The organism is Acidovorax delafieldii (assembly GCF_007993815.1).
Classification (GTDB): Bacteria; Pseudomonadota; Gammaproteobacteria; order Burkholderiales; family Burkholderiaceae_C; genus Acidovorax; species Acidovorax delafieldii.
Genome location: NZ_VJWE01000016.1, coordinates 12,834 through 30,441 on the forward strand (window position 1 = coordinate 12,834; position 17,608 = coordinate 30,441).

A 17,608-nucleotide genomic window follows, 5' to 3' on the forward strand; every position below is an offset into this window, starting at 1 on the left:
CAAATAATGGAAAATCAATGATTCAAGTGAGGGTGTATTGATTATGAAGGGCGATTGAAGGAGGATATCAAGCTCATGCCCAGCGGTTTTCCTTGATTATCCCGGATGGAGGTGATGATTTTGAATGCCGAGGCCTGAACCCGGTCTGGCAGGCGGACAAAATTATTTTCTTGCACCAGGGTGTCGCCATTGAGAAACGACCAGAGGATGAACCGGAGCGCCTGGGCTGTCTGGTCGGGGTTCTGCGTGACCTTGGGGAACACCACAAACGTGCCCATGGTGATGGGCCAGGCCGATTTACCGGGCCGCTGCGTCAAGGTGCTGTGGAAAACTCCGGTGGCCGACCAATCGCTGTTGGTCAGTGCAGCCTTGAAGGCGTCGATGGAGGGTTTGACATAACTGCCGTCGGCATTTTTCATCTGCACAGTGGTCAGGCCGTATCCAGCCACATAGCCGTGGTCCACATACCCGATGGCGCCCACCGTGTCGCGCACGCCCTTGGCCACGCCGTCGCTGCCCTTGAAGGCCAGCACACCCGCAGGCCAGGCGATGCTGGTTTTGGCGCCGTAAGTTTTTTTCCATTGCGGGCTCACCTTGCCCAGGTAGTCTGCAAAGTTGTAGGTGGTGCCCGACCCATCGGCGCGCACCACCACCTTGATCGGCAGGTCGGGCAGGGAGACATCGGGGTTCAGTGCGGCGATCTCTGCCGCGTTCCAGCGGGTAATCTCGCCCATGAAGATGCGGCTGAGGACCTCGCCCGTCAGGCGCAGCTGGGTGTTTTGTACCTTGGGCAGGTTGACGATGGGGCTGATGCCGGTGATGGCCACGGGCAGCGCCAGCAGGCCGTGCTCCAACAAGTCCTTCTCTGCGGGGTACACGTCTGTCGCGCCAAAACCGACGGCCTGTTGCTGGATTTTTTTCATGCCCGCGCTGGAACCTACCGGGTCGTAGTCCACCGCGCTGCCAGTGGCCTTGGCATAGGCCTTGGCCCAGCTGCGGTAGATGGGCGCCGCCGCCGACGAGCCAGCGCCCGTCACGGTCTGTGCGCTGGCCAGGCCCGCCTGCACAAGGGCCACGGTCACCAGCAAAAGGAAGTAAATATATTTCATGTGTTTTATGTAATGGTTTTTATGAATAACGATATGCCATGCACGATTTCAGGTGCTGTGAAATCCACGCGTGTTCATTGAGCGGACAGGCAGATTTCGGTGCCGATCCTAGCAAAATGACAGCGATTTGAAGCATTGGCCCGAAAGGCTAAGGTTTCTGGCTGAGTCACTAATCTGTCATTTGAAACAATTAGTATCTTTCGCATCCCATCGGGGGCTTGGTGCACGGCGCGTGGTTGGCATACCCCCTGCAGCAACACGCGTTGGCTCCCACAAGGCGGCGGCGCCCTGGTGGACCTTCACGAAAGATTCAGATGCTTCAAAAAATGAAAATTGGTACCCGCCTGGCCCTGGCCTTTGCCGTGCTGCTGTTGCTGATATCGGCCCTGGCGGCCGGTGGCATCAGCGGGGCCAAGCGGTTGACCGAGCGCAGCGCTGCCCTGTATGGCGACCGCACCGTGCCCATGGGCGTGCTGGCCGAGATCAGCCACCTGACGCAGCGCAACCGCGTGCTGGTGATGGACATGCTGATGGACCCCGGCACCAGCAACCTGGAGGCCAGCCACGCGGCCCTGACCACCAATGTCGAGCGCATCCAGGCCCTGTGGAAGGACTACGCCGCCAAACCGCTGGGGGCGGAGGAGCAGGCCCTGGCGCAGGCCTTTGCCGATGCCAACGCCACCTATCTGGACAAGGGCCTGATCCCGGCGTCGGCCGCGCTGGTGGCCGGCAAGTACGACGACGGCTCGGAGCTGTACATCACCCAGATCCGCCCCAATGCGCTCAAGGTGCAGGACGCCATCGAGCGCCTGGTGGCGCTGCAGATCAACGTGGCTGCGGCAGAGTTTGCCGGGGCGCGCGCCATGAGCGACACCATCCACTGGTGGATGCTGGCCGCCACCGCCCTCGCATTGCTGGCAGGTGCTGCGATGGCCTGGGTCATCACCCGTTCGATCTCGCGGCCGCTGCGTCAGGCCGTGGTGCTGGCACGCACCGTGGCCGGGGGCGACCTGACGGCGCAGATCGATGTGCGTGGCAACGACGAGACCGCCGAGCTGCTGGGGGCCCTGCGTGAGATGAACCACCAGCTGGTGCGCGTGATCACCGAGGTGCGCGCCAGCACCGAGACGGTCGCCCACGAGGCCGTGGTGATGGCGGGCGGCACCGAAGACCTGGCACGCCGCACCGAGGTGCAGGCATCCAATCTGCAGGAGACGGCCGCGTCGATGGAGCAGCTGACCATCACGGTGCAGCACAACACCGACAACGCCCAACGTGCCACCGCCCTGGCGCAGGAGGCCAGCAGCGTGGCCAACGAAGGCGGCAGCGTGATGCGCGATGTGATCGCCACCATGCAGGAGATCAAGACGCAGTCGCAGAAGATCACGGACATCATCAAGGTGATCGACGACATCGCCTTCCAGACCAATCTGCTGGCGTTGAATGCGGCGGTGGAGGCCGCGCGTGCGGGTGAGCAGGGCCGGGGCTTTGCCGTGGTGGCTGGCGAGGTGCGGGGCCTGTCGCAGCGCAGCAGCATGGCGGCCCGGGAGATTCGCGGCCTGATCTCGGCCAGCGTGCAGGGTGTGGAGCGCGGGTCCACCCTGGTGGGGCAGGCGGGCGAGCGCGTGGCCAACACCGTGCACCATGTGAACCAGGTGGTGTCGCTCATCACCGCCATCAAGGATGCCGGGCAGGAGCAGGCCCGGGGCATTGCCCAGATCGGAGAGGCCGTGCGCCAGCTGGACGCGGCCACGCAGCAGAACGCTGCGCTGGTGGATGACAGTTCGTCCGCCTCGACCGGCATGAAGAATCAGGTGAGGCGCCTGCTGGAGGTGATTCACCAGTTCCGCCTGACGCCGGATATGCCCCTGCCTGGTGCAGGCGCCCCCTTGCTGGAAACGGCAGGGTTGCCCCCTGCTGTGGCTCTGGAGGGCGGGGCTGGCAGTCGCGCGCAACTGGCCATCTCGGCCCGCTAGCCCGGCGGCGGCGTGGTCTCTGCATCGCGTGGCCTACGCAGCCAATGACAGAGACATTGCCACCCACCACGCCAAGACCTGCGCCATGAACCGCACCGACGTATTGATCGCGATTGCCGAGGTGGCGCGCAGTGGTGGCGCTGCCGCACCCGAAGACGCCATCTCCCAGCTGGCGATGCTCATTGATGATCTGGAGCTGTCCTGCAGCGGCTCGGAGCAGGTGATGGAGATGCTGCTGCGCATCGCCGCCTGCCTGTGGAACCTGCAGCAGGAACGCATGCGCCTTTGAACAGGTGCCTTGGCATGCTGCATGGCCCTGATCTCTCACCGATCAGGGCGACTGAAATGATCACTCGTCCAGCGTCTCGAGTGAAGCCACCTGGTTGCGCCCCCGGTGCTTGGCCAGGTACAGCGCCTGGTCGGCACGGTCGAGCATGTCGCGCAGGCTGCGATCGCTCTGGCGGAAGGTACCCACACCCAGGCTGGTGGTGACGCGGTAGCTGTGGTCTGCATCGTCCGTCAGCTCCAAGGCGCGAATGCTGTGCAGCATGCGCGTGGCCACCTCCAGGCCCTCGGCCAGTGTGGTCAGGGGCAACAGCACGCCAAACTCTTCGCCGCCCAGCCGGCCTACGGCATCGCTGGCGCGCAACTGGCCCTTGATGGCCTGTGCAAACGCCAGCAGCGCCCGGTCGCCTTCCAGGTGGCCAAAACGGTCGTTGATGGCCTTGAAGTGGTCCAGGTCCAGCATCAGCAAGGTCAGCGGCTCGCCGTTGCTGCGTGAATGGGCATAGGCCGACTCGGCGCATTCCAGAAACGCGCGGCGGTTGGCAATGCCCGTCAGCATGTCGGTGGTGGCCAGGCGCTGCAGCTCGCGCTCCAGGTTCTTGCGCTGCGTGACGTCGCGGTAGATGCCTTCGACCCCCGCAAAATTGCCTGCATGGTCGTACAGCGCATGGCTGCTGATGGAGATGTCGATCACCGTGCCATCGCGCCGCACCATCTGGCCCGGAAAGTCCGACACCTCGCCGTGTTCCATGATCGCGGCCTTGAACGCGTCGCGGTCTTTGCTTTGGGGGTAGTACGACTCGGCCGTGCGGCCTTCGATTTCGTGGGGCTCGTAGCCCAGCACCCGGCGCACGCCCGGGCCCACATGCTGCACGATGCCCTGCGCGTCGGTGCGGTAGTACACGTCCTGCATGTTCTCGAACAGGCGCCGGAAGTTCTGCTCGCTCTCGCGCAGCTGGGCCTCGATCTCGCTCTGGTGTGTCATGTCCATGCCGCACATGAGTACCGCGGGGGCACCGTCCCATTCAATGGCCACACTGCTGATCAGCACCATGCGCAAGTTGCCGCGCTCGGTGCGGATACGGAACTCGGAGGATTTGTTGGGCCGTCCGGCCTGCTCGGGCACGGCCACCTGCTGGATGCGGTTGGTGGAGCGCACCTGGTCCAGGGGGTGCACAAAGTCGCCAGACAGCCGCCCGATCAGGCTGTCGATACTGGGCGCCTCCAGCAACTCCATGCTGGCAGCGTTGGCAAAGCGGATGGCGCCCTGTTGTGTGACAAGCACAGCCGCTGGCAACAGGTGCAGCAGGCGCAGGTCGTGGTTCATGGGCTGGTGGTAACCAAAAGTAATGCACCATTGTGGCACCTGGATGCGCAGGTGTGAAACGGCACCTGTCGCAGGCGGTACTATCGCCCATGAGAAAAACTTTCCAACTCCACGTTGAAGGCAAGAACCGCGACCGCGTTCTGGATGCCGTCAAGCACGAAATCCGCAAGTACATCAAGCGCGAACGGCGCCGCGACCTGCCCGAAGGCGCCGATTTCTGGGACTTTGACTGCCAGTTTGGCCGCACCAAGGAAGACGCCGCCGTGGCGCACCTGGCCGCCTTGACCGGGCTGATCAACGGCGTGGCCGCCGAGGGCGGCGCCCAGTTCTATGTGGAAATTCTGGCCAAGCCCGGCAAGCGCACACCCCGTCCGGCTGGTGAGGCTTCACACAGCGGGCCAGATGGCTTGGACGCGGACGACGAAGAAGGCGCGTAAGCCCTGGCGCTGGGTGGATGCCACCCCGCTCACCCTCAGTCAAGCACTGCAGGCCCCTTTCAGGGGCCTTTTTTGTGGGCAGCGGGGGCATCGGCTGCCTGCGCCGCTGCTGCGCGCAGCTTGTCCTTTTTGCTGGGGCGTTTGCCCTTGATGCCGCCGGTGCCCCCGGGGTCGGTGGATGGTGCGGGCGCGGGAGCCTCGGTGGGTTCAAAGCCCGCAATCTGCTCGCGTGGGATGGTGAGGTGCTGGCGTTTTTCGATCAGCCGGAAATGCGCCTCGGCATCGGCGGTCACAAAACTCACGGCCATGCCGCTCTCGCCCGCCCGGCCGGTGCGGCCGATGCGGTGCACATAGTCCACGGCCGATCGGGGCAGGTCGTAGTTCACCACGGCAGGCAACTGCGCAATGTCGATGCCGCGTGCTGCGAGGTCGGTGGTCACGACCACCTGCCAGCGCTCGTCCTTGAACTCCTGCAGCACCTGGTTGCGCGCGCTCTGGCTCAGGCCGCCGTGGAAGGGCGATGCAAAAATGCCCGCCTTGTACAGCTTCTCGGCCACATGCTCGGCCGCGTATTGCGTGGCCACAAACACCAGCACGCGCGACCAGTTGTGCTCCTTGACCAGGTGGCGCAGCAACTGGGTGCGGCGGCTCGCATCCACCGCAATGGCGCGTTGTTCGATGGCAGGCTCGTTACCCGGCGTGTGGGGCACCTCGACGCGCACCGGCTGCTTCAGCAGGCCATCGGCCAGCGCCTGCACTGCGGCTGGGAATGTGGCCGAGAAAAACAGGTTCTGCCGCCGGGCTGGCAACAGCGCCAGCACGCGCTGCAGTTCCTCGGCAAAGCCCAGGTCCAGCAGCCGGTCTGCTTCGTCCAGCACGAGGTGTGCCACGGCCGACAGGCGCAGCGCGTTGTGGTCCACCAGGTCCAGCAGGCGGCCCGGCGTGGCCACCACAATGTCGGCGCCGCCGCGCAGGCCCAACATCTGCGGATTGATCGACACGCCGCCGAACACGATGGCGATCTTGAGCGGTTGCTGCAGGTGCTGCGCCAGGCTGCGCAGCACTTCTCCCACCTGCGCTGCCAGTTCACGGGTGGGCACCAGCACCAGGGCGCGCACCCGGCGCGGGCCGCCAGTGGCGCTGAGCTGCAGCTGCTGCAGCAAGGGCAGGGCAAATGCCGCCGTCTTGCCCGAGCCCGTCTGTGCGGCACCCAGCAGATCTACCCCCTGCAGGATGGCCGGAATGGCGCCCGCCTGAATGGGCGTGGGCGCCACAAAGCCCGCCTGGGCGGCGGCATGGACAAGGGCGGGGGACAGACCGAGGGAGGCAAAAGGCATGGAAAGGCGCTGGGAATGCGTTGAAGAAGGCACGCAAGGCAGCGCGGACAAAGCAGTAATGGCCCGCATTGTCGCCGCGTTTGCCCGATGCCCTCTTGCCCGGTGCCTTCTCACAGGCCAGCAATGCGCGCCTTGCACCTGCAAGATTGCAGGGAATGCGAGTGCTCGGCCCCAGCGTTGGGCAACCGATAATCGGGCCGCCCCGTTTTTCGTTGACAGTTTTCCCGGACCCGAACCCCATGGCTTTGCCCCTAGATACCTCCGCCATTACCCACGGCATCCAGCTGGCGGTGGCGCCCGTGTTTTTGCTCACTGCGGTGTCCGGCATGATCGGCGCGGTGGCCGGCCGCCTGGCCCGGATCATCGACCGGGCGCGTGTGGTGGAAGACCGCGCGCGCGTCAATGCCGAACCCGAGTTTCTGGCCCGTGCCTACAAGGAGCTGGCGGACTTGCGTTTGCGTGGACGGCTGGCCAACGGTTGTATTGCGCTGCTGACGTTTTGTGCCTTCCTTATTGGCACGACCATCATCCTGCTGTTCCTGGGCGAAACCACCGACTTTCAGTCCAGCCGCCTTGCGGTGGGCGGGTTTCTGGCGGGCGTTGCGTGCTTTTTGCTGGCGCTGGTGTGTTTTCTGACCGAGACGCTGCTGGCCACGCGCCTGCTCGACTTTCACATGCTGCAGCAAGAGGTGGAAGGGAAGAAGCCATGAAGTCCCTGGCAGACCTGGGCGGCCTGGTGTATTCCACCGAGTCGGGCCGCATGTGCCCCACCTGCCGCCAGCCGGTGGCGCAGTGCACCTGCAAGCAGAACAAGCCCCTGCCCGCGGGTGATGGCATCGTGCGCGTATCGCGCGAGACCAAAGGGCGCGGCGGCAAGGCGGTCACCCTGGTCAAAGGCGTGCTGGTGGACGAGACTGCGCTGGAGCAGCTGGGCAAGCAGCTCAAGGCCGCCTGTGGCAGCGGCGGCACGGTGAAGGACGGCGTGATCGAGGTGCAGGGCGACCACGTGGAACGCGTGATGGCCGCGCTGCAGAAGCTGGGCCACAATGTCAAGCGCGCAGGCGGTTGAGGAGCCCAGGGCAATGGACGCAGACAAACTGCAGCGACTGGTCACCACCGAGATGCCGTACGGCAAGCACAAAGGCACGCTGCTGGCGGACCTGCCGGGCAACTACCTCAACTGGTTTGCGCGCGAGGGGTTTCCCAAGGGCGAGTTGGGCCAGTTGCTGGCGCTGATGCACGAGATTGATCACAACGGGCTGTCGGACCTGCTGCGGCCCTTGCGGGGGCGCTGAGAGGCCTGCACCATTGCAAAAACTGGGGCGTTCCTTTGGTTGCTGGCGACCATAATGCACGTCGTCATACCAACAACCACACCGAGGGAATGCACATGAAGGGCAATATCGCTGCGATCGTTCTGGTCGTGCTGGGCGTGTTTTTTCTGCTGACCAACCTGGGACTGATCAGCATCAGCCTTCGCGAGCTGCTGCGGGTGTGGTGGCCTGTGGCGCTGATAGCAGTGGGTCTGGCGCTGTTCTTCACGCCGGGCAACAAGGGCAAATAAGCCAGAAGCGGGCGCTGGCGACCGCGTTGCCAGTCGGCAGTCTTCAACCTCGCTGGGTTTCTCCGCTGCCCTGGTGGCGGGCGCCGTGCTCATCGCGCCCATGGCCCTCGTCGCGGGGCTGCACAAAACCGGGGTCGTTCGCAAAGTAGCCCCGGAACAGGTTGCGTGCAATGCCATGGGCCGCCACCTGCAGGTCGTGCGCCACCTCCGGCGCAAACAAGCGATTGGTGTGCTGTTGCCACAGCGCCACCCAGGCCGCAAAGTGGGCGGGTGTGACGCCCTCCAGCGCCATGTGTTTGCCGAAGACATCGCCTTTGAAGCTGCGGGCGCCCAGCGCGACGGTGCTCCAGAAGTCCACCAGGCGCTGCAGGTGGGCGTCCCACTGGCCGTGCAGGGCCTTTTCAAACACCGGGCCCAGCAGCGGGTCGCGCCGCACATCCCCATAAAAGCCGTGCACCAGTTGCGTAATGCTCTCCGCGCTGGGGGCGAGCTTGCCGGCGGTCTGTGTAGGGTGGGCTTCTTCGGTCATGGCGGCAGTGTGCCGGCTCACTGGCAGCCGCAGGCTGACGTGGCACAAGCTTGCGCGGGTGCAGCGCTGGCTTCGAACCGCGGAAACAGCACGTTGTTTTCCAGGTGGATGTGGTTGATGAGGTCGTCGCCCAGCTGGGCAATGCCCGCGTAGAGCGCGCGCCAGGTGTTGCATGCGCCTTGGGGAGGCGTGGCGTCATTCGTCAGCGCGTTGAGCTTGTCCAGCGCCTCGCCATGGTCCACATGTTCGGCGCGCATCATGCCGATGGGCTGGCCCACAAACGGGTTGCCGCCGTTCTTGAGCATGGGGAACAGCACCTGCTCTTCCTTGAGCATGTGCGACAGCAGCTCTTCGTGCATGGCCTCCAGGTGGTCGGCCAGGCCGACCGGCACCTGCGGGTGGTCGCGGTGCACGGCCTCCACGCGGCGGGCCATGCGGATCAGCTCGGGCAGCTGCTGGCGGTGCACCTCGTGGTAGCGCGCCAGGATGTGGTCGATGAGCGCGCTGGGCGACGCTGCCTCGGGCACGGCGTCGCTGCGCTGCAGGGCCGCCAGCTCGGCCAGCACGGCGTCGGCGTCCAGCCCCTTGTCGGCAGCCGCCTTGGCCAGGCTCACCTGGCCACCGCAGCAGAAGTCCAGCTTGAGGCGCCGAAACACCGCCGTGGCGCCCGGCAACTGCACGGCGATCTGGCCGATCTGCTGCTCGGCGCTCAGCGGCAGTGGGGTGGTGGGGGCTGTGGCGTGCAGGGTGTCGATGCGGGCGTTCATGGTGGTCCTTTAAAGATTCATATCGTGTGAATATTTTAGCGAATAAAATTCAGGATGTATGCATCTTTTTGATTGATCTGCGGCAAACCCATGCGACTGACCCAATGGACCGACTACACGCTGCGCGTGCTGATGTATTGCGCCGCCACCGAGGGGCGGGCGCAGCCCGTCACCATCACGGAGGTGGCCGAAGGCTATGGCATCTCGCGCAGCCACCTGATGAAGATCGTGCAGCAGCTGTCGGCGCAGGGCCTGCTCGAGACCACGCGCGGGCGGGGCGGTGGCATGCGGCTGATGGTGCCGGCGTCGTCCATCCACATTGGCGCGGTGGTGCGTGCCACCGAGACGGACTTCAACCTGGTGGAATGTTTTGACCCCGCCTCCAACCAGTGCCGCCTGAGCAGCCACTGCCGGCTCAAAGGGGTGCTGGGCCAGGCTATGCAGGCCTATCTGGCGGTGCTGGATGGCGTGACGCTGGCGGACCTGGTGGCGCCCACGTCACCCCAGGGTGTGGCGCTGCTGGCCACGGTGGCCGCCCCGCGCGCCGGAAGTGCCCGCCGCAGGGCCTCGTTGGTGCCCGGATTGCCCGATGCACCTGGGTTTGAATAAAAACGGCGTGATGCGCTAGTGCTACATGCCTGGATAGCTATCAAATTAATAGTATCCAGTGGCGCCCTGTACGTACTGAGGCGCCACGCTGCTCAGCGCAGCACTTCCAGCAAGCGGTCGAGCCCGCCCTGGTTGATGGCCACCTTGGCCTGTGCACGCACGGCGGGCTTGGCGTGGTAGGCCACCGACAGGCCGGCGGCACCCATCATCGGCAGGTCGTTGGCGCCGTCGCCCACGGCAATCGCCTGCTGCGGCGGAATGCCCATGAGCGAGGCCACTTCCAGCAGCGTGCGGCGCTTTTCTGCGCCGTCGCAGATGTCGCCCCAGGCCTGGTCCACTATGCGGCCCGTCAGTTGGCCGTCGTGCACTTCCAGCATGTTGGAGCGCGCAAAGTCGATGCCCAGGCCCGCCTTCACGCGGTCGGCAAAGAAGGTGAAGCCGCCCGAGACCAGCAGCGTGGTGAGGCCCGCAGCCTTGGCGGCGGTGATCAGCTCCTTGGCGCCGGGGTTGAAGCGCAGACGCTCGGTGAACACCTGCTCCATGTGCTGCACCGTCACGCCCTTGAGCAGGGCCACACGCTGGCGCAGGCTTTCCTTGTAGTCGGTGATCACGCCCTGCATGGCCGCCTCGGTGATGGCGGCCACCTCGGCCTTGCGGCCGGCGGCATCGGCGATTTCGTCCACGCACTCGATGTTGATGAGGGTGGAGTCCATGTCAAAAGCGATGAGCTTGTAGGCGGACAGGGACAGCGGAGGCTCGATGCCCTGGATGACGAGGCCAGGGGCGAATTCGGTTGCGTGGGTCATGGCAGAAAAAGGGGGAACAAATGCGGGGTAAGAACCCGCAATGGTATCCCTGGCAGGCTTTTCTTCCCGCCGTGCCCGCCACGCTCGCTCCAGGCGCTACCCCGGAGACTGGGCGGCAGAGGCCGCGCCCCGTGCGCGGCTCTCGCCAGATCCTGTGCCTCAGCGGGGATGCGGCAGGTTCTGGCCGCCGCCTTTGAGGGCCTTGGCGGCTGGGTTGGGCTGGGGCGGCTCGTTCATCTTGACCAGGAACATGCGCACAAAAAATGCGGCCATGCAGATCATGAACCCGATGCCGATGATGCTCATCAGGCCGTAGTCGGTGGAAAACAGATCGTTCAGCAGCTTCATGGAGACCCTCCTTGTGGTGGTGTTCACCACTATCGGACGGTCCCTGCGGCGGCTGCTTGTGCTGTGTCAAAGACTGCGGCGTGCGGGCAAGATGCAGGTCAAACCATGGCGGGATAGCGGCCAGTGCCTTCGGGCCAGGGCGTGAGCACCTCGAACCCATCGGCCGTCACGGCCACCATGTGTTCCCACTGGGCGGACAGCGAGCGGTCGCGGGTGACCACGGTCCAGCCGTCGGCCAGCTCCTGCGTATCGCGCTTGCCGGCGTTGATCATGGGCTCGATGGTGAAGACCATGCCTTCCTCCAGCCGCAGGCCCTGGCCACGCTGCCCGTAGTGCAGCACCTGGGGCTCGTCGTGGTAGATCTGCCCGATGCCATGGCCGCAGTATTCGCGCACCACGCTGAACCGCTCGCGGTGGGCCACGGTCTGTATGGCATGGCCCACATCGCCCAGCGTGGCGCCGGGGCGTACCTGGGCAATGCCCGCGCACATGGCCTCGTAGGTGGTGTCCACCAGGCGGCGCGCCAGCGGGCTGGGCTCGCCCACAAAGTACATGCGGCTGGTGTCGCCAAACCATCCATCCTTGATGATGGCCACATCGATGTTGATGATGTCGCCCGCCTTGAGCACCTGCCCCGGCGACGGAATGCCGTGGCAGATCACGTGGTTGACCGAGGTGCACACCGTTTTGGGATACCCCAGATAGCCCACGTTGGCGGGGGTGACCTGCAGTTCGTTCACGATGTAGTCGTGGCAGAGCCGGTCCAGTGCCTCGGTGCTGACGCCGGGCTGCACGTGCGGCGTGATCATGTGCAGCACGCGGGCGGCCAGGCGGCCGGCCTCACGCGCCTGGGCGATTTCGGCGGGGGAGCGCAGGGTGACGCGGGACGATTTCATTGAACGCGCCGCCCGCTGTGGCCCGGCTTGGCGGCCACGGAGGCCGCCACCGTGTCCAGATCGAAGCCCCCGGCCTGTTCGGCGCGGATCAGCAGCTGGCAGATGTCGCTGTGGTCGAGGTTGGGATGCAGCTCGGCCAGCATGCCGATGCGCATCCAGTGTTCTGCCTGTGCGTTGATGGAGCGAGACAGGGCGTTGCTGGCAACGCGCAGGTTCTCGTGCATTTGGTCTGAAATTTTGACAATACCCATGCAGCGAATTGTATTCGAAACATATACGTTTCGTATCGCTGCGTGTCTGCAGTGCCTGTGGTGTGCGCTGGCAACACTGCGCTACTGCGGAGGGCGCTTCAGATAGAGCTGGTCGGACCAGGTGGCCAGCCACTCGGGCTTGAAGGCCACAAAGATCGCGGTGAGCATGCCCGTCACAAACCCGTCGCCCCAGGCCATGAGCCAGCGGGCCACCAGAGACAGTTCGTTGCCCACACCGGGCAACAGGTGCCCGGTCCATTGCGACAGCACACCGGCAGCAAACACGCAGGCCACGGTGCCCAGAAACGCGCGGCCCAGCACGTACACAAATGGCTGCGTACCGACAAAGCGCCGGACCAGCGCGCCCAGCGCCAGGGCCAGCGTGGCGGGCACCACGCCCAGCCAGATGGCGGCGCCCAGCGCATCGGCCCAGTCCAGGGCGGGTGAGAGCAGGCCCGCAATGGCGCCCACTGCCAGCAGCACGGGGATGGCCAGCGGCCAGCCCAGCATCAGCACCACGAGGCACGCGCCCGACCATTGCAATTGCAGCGGCATGGCGTGCAGCGTGGGCAGCGCCCACAGCCAGGGCAGAAACACCAGCGTGGCGAGCAATGGTGTCCACAGCGGGGACGCCGCGCCATGGGACTCGTGCTCCAGCGGCGTGCGGCTGGCCAGCAAGCGCCAGGGCCGCGTGAGCAAGGCGGTAGTCAGGGCCACCAGCGCGACGAGAGACTCCAGCCACATTGTTTTGCTTCTCTTTTGATAGCTATCAGCGCATGATTCACTAGCGCTTGTGGCCTCTCTGGCTTGTAAAGTGCTATGCAGCCACCACGGGTTGCCCCAGGCTGCGCAGAATGTCCCGCACCATCTGTGCGCGGTCCTTGGGCTCCTTCAGCTCGCGCTCGATGCGCAGCTTCTCGTTGCCCGCCAGCTTGATGTGCTTGTTCTTCTGAATCAGTTCAATGATGCGCATCGGGTCGATGGGCGGCTGGGGCTTGAAGGTGATGTTGATGACGCCGGGCGCCGCATCCACCTTCACCACGCCGTAGGGCTGGCTCAGCACGCGCAGGCGGTGCACGTCGATCAGCGTTTGCGCCTGCGGCGGCAGCTTGCCGAAGCGGTCCACGATCTCTTCGAGCAGGCCGTCGATCTGGTCGGGCGTCTTGGCGGTGGCCAGCTTCTTGTAGAACGACAGGCGCAGGTGCACGTCGCCGCAGTAGTCGTCGGGCAGCAGGGCGGGGGCGTGCAGGTTGATGTCGGTGGTGACGCTCAGCGGGCTGAGCAGGTCCGGCTCCTTGCCGGCCTTGAGCGCCTTGACGGCTTCATTGAGCATCTCGTTGTACAGCTGGAAGCCCACCTCCAGCATGTTGCCGCTCTGGTTTTCGCCCAGCACCTCGCCGGCGCCGCGGATCTCCAGGTCGTGCATGGCCAGGTAGAAGCCGCTGCCCAGTTCCTCCATCTGCTGGATGGCATCGAGCCGCTGCGCGGCCTGCTTGGTCAGGCCCTCGGTGTCGGGCACCATCAGGTAGGCGTACGCCTGGTGGTGGCTGCGGCCCACGCGCCCGCGCAGCTGGTGCAGCTGCGCCAGGCCGAACTTGTCGGCGCGGCTCATGATGATGGTGTTGGCCGTGGGCACGTCGATCCCGGTCTCGATGATGGTCGAGCACAAGAGGATGTTGTAGCGCTGGGCCACGAAGTCGCGCATGACGCGTTCGAGCTCGCGCTCGGGCATCTGGCCGTGGGCCACGGCGATGCGGGCCTCGGGCAGGATCTCTTCGAGCTTCTGGCGGCGGTTCTCGATGGTCTCCACCTCGTTGTGCAGGAAGTAGACCTGACCGCCGCGCTTCAGTTCGCGCAGCACCGCCTCGCGGATCACGCCCGTGCCCTCGTTGCGCACAAAGGTCTTGATCGCCAGGCGCCGCTGCGGCGCGGTGGCGATGACCGAGAGGTCGCGCAGGCCTTCCAGCGCCATGCCCAGCGTGCGCGGGATGGGTGTTGCCGTCAGCGTCAGCACGTCCACCTCGGCGCGCAGGGCCTTCATCTGCTCTTTGTGGCGCACGCCGAAGCGGTGTTCCTCGTCGATGATCAAGAGGCCCAGGTTGTGGAACTTGGTGGATTCGGAGAGCAGCTTGTGCGTGCCGACCACGATGTCCACCGTGCCGTCGCCGATGCCCTTGATGGCGGCGGTGATCTCCTTGCCCGAGCGGAAGCGCGACACCTCGGCCACCTTCACCGGCCACTTGCTGAAGCGGTCCACCAGCGTCTGGTAGTGCTGCTCGGCCAGCAAGGTGGTGGGCGCAAGAAAGGCCACCTGCTTGCCGCCCGTCACCGCCACAAAGGCCGCGCGCAGGGCCACCTCGGTCTTGCCGAAGCCCACGTCGCCGCAGACCAGGCGGTCCATGGGGCGGGGGCTGATCATGTCCTGGATCACCGCGTGGATGGCGGCGTTCTGGTCGGCCGTTTCTTCAAAGCCGAAGTCGTTGGCAAAGGTCTCGTAGTCCTGCGGGCTGTAGCGGAAGGCGTGGCCTTCGCGCGCCGCGCGGCGGGCATAGATGTTGAGCAGCTCGGCCGCGCTGTCGCGCACCTGCTCGGCGGCCTTGCGCTTGGCCTTTTCCCACTGGCCGCTGCCCAGCTTGTGCAGCGGTGCTTCGTCGGCGCTCACGCCGGTGTAGCGGCTGATCAGCTGCAGCTGGCTCACGGGCACGTAGAGCACGGCCTTGTCGGCGTATTCCAGGTGCAAGAACTCCTGCATGGCGGGCGTGCCGTCGGGGTTCTTGTTGCCCACGTCCATGTTGACCAGGCCGCGGTAGCGGCCGATGCCGTGGGCGCTGTGCACCACGGGGTCGCCCACGTTGAGCTCGGCCAGGTCCTTGATCAGCGCCTCGACGTCGCTCACCTGCTCCTGCTTCTTGCGCCGGCGTGTGGTGGGGCCGGCGGCGAAGAGTTCGGTCTCGGTGACGAAGTCGATGCCGTCCTCGATCCAGCTGAAGCCCACGGTGAGGCCGGCGGTGGCGATGCCCACCTTCTCGTCGTCCGCGCCCTGGAACTCGGCCAGCGAGTCAAAGGCCGGCGGGTTCACCCCGCTGGCGCGCAGAAAGTCGAGCAGGCTCTCGCGCCGGCCATCGCTCTCAGCCAGCAGCAGCACGCGGTGTTGCGTGTTGCGGATGTGGGCGTGTAGACGGGCCAGCGGGTCTTCGGCACCACGCACCACCGACAGGTCGCCCAGCTTCTGGAAGTGCGGGTTGTCGGCAATATCCTCCACGCCGGGGCGGATGGACAGCTGGGCATGCTCCTTGGCGCGCGTGTAGAACTGGTCGGCCGAGAGGAACAGCGCCTCGGGTGGCAGCACCGGGCGCTCGGGGTCGCCCTGCACTAGGCGAAAGCGGTCTTTCGTGTCCTGCCAGAAGCGCTGGAAGGCGGGCTCCAGGTCGCCGTGCAGCACCACGGTGGCTTCGCCGCCCAGGTAGTCGAACACGGTGGCGGTCTCGTCGAAGAACAGCGGCAGGTAGTACTCGATGCCGGCCGTGGCCACGCCCGCGCCCATGTCCTTGTAGATGCGGCTCTTGGTCGGGTCGCCCTCGAGCATCTCGCGCCAGCGGCTGCGGAATTTGGCGCGCGCCTCGTCGTCCATGGGGAACTCGCGGCCGGGCAGCAGGCGCACCTCAGGCACGGGGTACAGGCTGCGCTGGCTGTCGGGGTCGAAGGTGCGGATGCTGTCGATCTCGTCGTCGAACAGGTCCACGCGGAAGGGTACGAGCGAGCCCATGGGGAACAGGTCGATCAGCCCGCCGCGCACGGCGTACTCGCCCGGGCTCACCACCTGCGAGACATGGCTGTAGCCCGCCAGCGTGAGCTGGGCCTTGAATTTGGCCTCGTCGAGCTTTTGCTTGACCTTGAAGTGGAAGGTGTAGCCCGCGAGGAAGGAGGGCGGCGCGAGCCGGTACAACGCGGTGGTGGCGGGCACCAGCACGACATCGGCTTCGCCTTGCGAAATGCGCCACAGCGTGGCCAGCCGCTCGCTGATCAGGTCCTGGTGCGGGGAGAAGGTGTCGTAAGGCAGCGTCTCCCAGTCGGGGAACAGTGCGCAGCGCAGGCCCGGCGCAAAAAAGGCCATTTCGTCGATGAGCCGCTGTGCATCGGTGGCGTCGGACGTGACGATGGCGGTGGTGTGGCCAGCGGCCTTGTCGCGCTCGGCCAGGCGTGCCAGCAGCAGGGAGTCGGCGCTGCCCACGGGGCGGGGCAGGGCAAAGCGTTTTCCGGGGGAGAGTTTGGGGAGTTCCATGCGGACGGTGTCGTCAGTGGGCCCACCGCATCCCCAGGGGCGCGAAACACGCACGGGCTGGATCGGGGGCAACGGGAGATTTTAGAATGAGCGCTCCATGACTGCTCCTCTGTTGCACCCTTCGCTCACCCCCTTGTCGGCCCAAGGGCGTTTTTGGGCCTTGGTGCCCTGTGCAGGGGTCGGGTCGCGGGCCGTGCCGGCAGGCGCAGGCATGGCCCCTTCTGCACAGCCTGTGCAGGCATCGACCGTGGCGGCTTTTTCGCCCACCTCAGCGCTGTCTGCCAATGCACCCGTGGCGGTTGCCCCGTTGCCCAAGCAATACCACCTGGTGGCAGGCCATCCGATGGTGCTGCACACACTGGCTGCGTTTGCCGGAGTCGGGCGCTTGCTGGGGACGCTGGTGGCCGTGGCGCCGGGGGATCACTTTCTGGATGCCCATGCCCATCCCGCATTTTTTGTGGTGGAGTGTGGTGGCCCCACGCGTGCCGACACGGTGCTGGGTGGCCTCAAGGCGCTGCTGGATCGTGGTGCCCAGCCTGGCGACTGGGTGCTGGTGCATGACGCAGCGCGCTGCCTCGTGACCTCAGAGCAGATCGATGCGCTCATCGACCAATGCGCGGGCGACAGTGTGGGTGGCCTGTTGGCGCACAAGCTGGCCGACACGCTCAAGACTTCCATCGACGGCCCGGGCGGCGTGCGCGTGGCCTCCACCGTGGACCGCAGCGACAAGTGGCTGGCGCAGACGCCGCAGATGTTCCGCATCGGCCCGCTGATGGAGGCCATCGACAAGGTGGGCTCCAACGTGACTGATGAAGCCAGTGCGATGGAGGCCCTGGGTTTTCACCCCCGGCTGGTGCCCGGCGGGGCGCAGAATTTCAAGGTCACTTACCCGGACGATTTCGCGCTGGCGGCTGCGGTGCTGGCCCAGCGTGCGCACAGCACCACGCTGGAGCGCTTTGGCGGGGAGCGGGGGCAGGTGAGTACGGCCCCTGGCAAGAAGAATCTTTTTTAGTCCGCTGCGCATGGCGCTGCCGGCATCACTGGCGCGCTGACTGCGTTGCTCATCGGGGGAAACCGTCCGACGT

20 protein-coding genes are annotated in these 17,608 nt (G+C 65.6%); 9 read left to right on the forward strand and 11 right to left on the reverse strand.

Annotated features, from left to right (window positions below; all coding sequences use genetic code 11):
* Positions 1-41 precede the first annotated feature (41 nt).
* Positions 42-1,109, reverse strand: coding sequence for a phosphate ABC transporter substrate-binding protein PstS (gene pstS, locus ATF69_RS17720; RefSeq protein WP_146871813.1), 1,068 nt, complete (start codon positions 1,107-1,109; stop codon positions 42-44).
* Between the two features lie 326 nt (positions 1,110-1,435).
* Here pstS and ATF69_RS17725 point away from each other — a divergent pair, with 326 nt between their 5' ends.
* Entirely contained in the window at positions 1,436-3,085 is a 1,650-nt protein-coding gene (locus tag ATF69_RS17725) for a methyl-accepting chemotaxis protein (protein WP_244303759.1), read from the forward strand.
* An 85-nt stretch (positions 3,086-3,170) separates the two neighbouring features.
* Entirely contained in the window at positions 3,171-3,374 is a 204-nt protein-coding gene (locus ATF69_RS17730; protein WP_056747226.1) for a hypothetical protein, read from the forward strand.
* A gap of 60 nt (positions 3,375-3,434) precedes the next feature.
* Here the strand turns inward: ATF69_RS17730 and ATF69_RS17735 are convergent, their stop codons facing one another.
* Positions 3,435-4,697, reverse strand: a complete 1,263-nt coding sequence (locus ATF69_RS17735; RefSeq protein ID WP_146871815.1) for a sensor domain-containing diguanylate cyclase — start codon at positions 4,695-4,697, stop codon at positions 3,435-3,437.
* An 89-nt stretch (positions 4,698-4,786) separates the two neighbouring features.
* Between ATF69_RS17735 and ATF69_RS17740 the strand changes: the two genes are divergently transcribed.
* Positions 4,787-5,134 carry a DUF6172 family protein gene (locus ATF69_RS17740; RefSeq protein WP_056064268.1) on the forward strand — a complete coding sequence of 116 codons (348 nt, stop codon included), beginning with the start codon at positions 4,787-4,789 and terminating at the stop codon, positions 5,132-5,134.
* A 59-nt stretch (positions 5,135-5,193) separates the two neighbouring features.
* Here the strand turns inward: ATF69_RS17740 and ATF69_RS17745 are convergent, their stop codons facing one another.
* The gene (locus ATF69_RS17745) at positions 5,194-6,471 is read right to left on the reverse strand and encodes a DEAD/DEAH box helicase (protein WP_146871816.1); all 1,278 of its coding nucleotides are present in this window, start codon (positions 6,469-6,471) and stop codon (positions 5,194-5,196) included.
* A 239-nt stretch (positions 6,472-6,710) separates the two neighbouring features.
* Here ATF69_RS17745 and ATF69_RS17750 point away from each other — a divergent pair, with 239 nt between their 5' ends.
* From ATF69_RS17750 to ATF69_RS23170, 4 genes are all read left to right on the forward strand, one after another.
* Complete coding sequence (locus ATF69_RS17750) at positions 6,711-7,181, forward strand: DUF2721 domain-containing protein (protein WP_056064262.1); 471 nt, start codon at positions 6,711-6,713, stop codon at positions 7,179-7,181.
* On the forward strand, positions 7,178-7,540 hold the full coding sequence (locus ATF69_RS17755) for a translation initiation factor Sui1 (protein WP_146871817.1): 363 nt from the start codon (positions 7,178-7,180) through the stop codon (positions 7,538-7,540). The genes ATF69_RS17750 and ATF69_RS17755 overlap by 4 nt, the downstream gene beginning before the upstream one ends.
* A 13-nt stretch (positions 7,541-7,553) precedes the next feature.
* Complete coding sequence (locus ATF69_RS17760) at positions 7,554-7,766, forward strand: DUF3820 family protein (RefSeq protein WP_056064258.1); 213 nt, start codon at positions 7,554-7,556, stop codon at positions 7,764-7,766.
* A 95-nt stretch (positions 7,767-7,861) separates the two neighbouring features.
* The gene (locus tag ATF69_RS23170; RefSeq protein ID WP_165836502.1) at positions 7,862-8,035 is read left to right on the forward strand and encodes a LiaI-LiaF-like domain-containing protein; all 174 of its coding nucleotides are present in this window, start codon (positions 7,862-7,864) and stop codon (positions 8,033-8,035) included.
* Between the two features lie 43 nt (positions 8,036-8,078).
* Here the strand turns inward: ATF69_RS23170 and ATF69_RS17765 are convergent, their stop codons facing one another.
* Positions 8,079-8,564: a group III truncated hemoglobin gene (locus tag ATF69_RS17765; protein ID WP_099730620.1), complete on the reverse strand. Its 486-nt coding sequence runs from the start codon at positions 8,562-8,564 to the stop codon at positions 8,079-8,081.
* A 17-nt stretch (positions 8,565-8,581) separates the two neighbouring features.
* On the reverse strand, positions 8,582-9,331 hold the full coding sequence (gene ytfE / locus ATF69_RS17770; RefSeq protein WP_056064247.1) for an iron-sulfur cluster repair protein YtfE: 750 nt from the start codon (positions 9,329-9,331) through the stop codon (positions 8,582-8,584).
* Positions 9,332-9,421: 90 nt separating this feature from the next.
* Between ytfE and ATF69_RS17775 the strand changes: the two genes are divergently transcribed.
* The gene (locus ATF69_RS17775) at positions 9,422-9,940 is read left to right on the forward strand and encodes an RrF2 family transcriptional regulator (RefSeq protein WP_146871818.1); all 519 of its coding nucleotides are present in this window, start codon (positions 9,422-9,424) and stop codon (positions 9,938-9,940) included.
* A 92-nt stretch (positions 9,941-10,032) separates the two neighbouring features.
* Here ATF69_RS17775 and serB read toward each other — a convergent pair whose 3' ends face one another.
* The 6 genes from serB to mfd all read right to left on the reverse strand — a co-directional run bounded on the left by serB (position 10,033) and on the right by mfd (position 16,523).
* Entirely contained in the window at positions 10,033-10,746 is a 714-nt protein-coding gene (gene serB, locus ATF69_RS17780) for a phosphoserine phosphatase SerB (protein ID WP_146871819.1), read from the reverse strand.
* Positions 10,747-10,905: 159 nt separating this feature from the next.
* Complete coding sequence (locus tag ATF69_RS17785) at positions 10,906-11,094, reverse strand: DUF3149 domain-containing protein (protein ID WP_056747190.1); 189 nt, start codon at positions 11,092-11,094, stop codon at positions 10,906-10,908.
* A 98-nt stretch (positions 11,095-11,192) separates the two neighbouring features.
* Positions 11,193-11,990: a type I methionyl aminopeptidase gene (map, locus tag ATF69_RS17790; protein ID WP_056064239.1), complete on the reverse strand. Its 798-nt coding sequence runs from the start codon at positions 11,988-11,990 to the stop codon at positions 11,193-11,195.
* On the reverse strand, positions 11,987-12,241 hold the full coding sequence (locus ATF69_RS17795) for a ParD-like family protein (protein WP_015014749.1): 255 nt from the start codon (positions 12,239-12,241) through the stop codon (positions 11,987-11,989). Before ATF69_RS17795 ends, map begins: the two co-directional genes overlap by 4 nt.
* 81 nt (positions 12,242-12,322) lie before the next feature.
* Positions 12,323-12,985 (reverse strand): hypothetical protein, encoded by a 663-nt coding sequence (locus tag ATF69_RS17800; protein WP_146871820.1) that lies wholly within the window; start codon positions 12,983-12,985, stop codon positions 12,323-12,325.
* A gap of 73 nt (positions 12,986-13,058) precedes the next feature.
* Positions 13,059-16,523, reverse strand: coding sequence for a transcription-repair coupling factor (mfd, locus tag ATF69_RS17805; RefSeq protein WP_099730617.1), 3,465 nt, complete (start codon positions 16,521-16,523; stop codon positions 13,059-13,061).
* 97 nt (positions 16,524-16,620) lie between these two features.
* On the opposite strand from mfd, the gene ATF69_RS17810 reads away from it, so the two are divergent.
* Positions 16,621-17,535 carry an IspD/TarI family cytidylyltransferase gene (locus ATF69_RS17810; protein WP_082522473.1) on the forward strand — a complete coding sequence of 305 codons (915 nt, stop codon included), beginning with the start codon at positions 16,621-16,623 and terminating at the stop codon, positions 17,533-17,535.
* The last annotated feature ends 73 nt before the right edge of the window (positions 17,536-17,608 follow it).